This window comes from Lujinxingia vulgaris, assembly GCF_007997015.1.
Lineage (GTDB): Bacteria > Myxococcota_A > Bradymonadia > Bradymonadales > Bradymonadaceae > Lujinxingia > Lujinxingia vulgaris.
In genome coordinates this window covers 1-506 of record NZ_VOSM01000116.1, presented here as the reverse complement: position 1 = coordinate 506, position 506 = coordinate 1, and the positions used below count along the sequence as shown (strand labels likewise).

1 pseudogene is annotated in these 506 nt (G+C 59.1%); it reads left to right on the top strand.

The annotated features are described in order from the left end of the window. Positions 1-431 (top strand): annotated as a pseudogene (locus FRC98_RS21970) (TetR/AcrR family transcriptional regulator); the annotation flags it as partial. Between the last annotated feature and the right edge of the window lie 75 nt (positions 432-506).

The following is a 506-nucleotide window of genomic DNA, read 5'->3' as shown; positions in this document are numbered from 1 at the left end:
ACACACGCTCGCTGCTCGAGCGGGCCGAAAGGCCGGCTGACACGGCCTGCCGCAGCGTACTGAACGTCTTCGAGTGCTGGGTCAACGAAGAGCTCTTCAATCCACACCTAGACATAGCCATGCGCGACTGGGCACGCCGCTCAAGCACGGTCCGCCAGGTGATCGACGAGGGCGATGCCAAGCGCATGACGGCACTAACCAGTATGTTCAAGCGCCATGGCTATCCGGAGGAGGAAGCCTTCATCCGCGCCCGTGTCCTCTATTTCATGCAGATCGGTTACTACTCACTCGAGATTGACGAACCGATGGAGACGCGGCTGTCCTATCTGGCCAGTTACTTGCACTGCTTTACCGGACTCGAACCTACGCAGCAGGAAATCAACGACTTCCACGCCTTTCTGAAGAATGGAGCCAGCGTGCCGGCTCAGTAGAATCCGAAAAGCCTGGGGAAGAACAGGGACAGCGTGGGCCAGAAGGTTGTCACCAGCATGACCGGCAGGGCCACG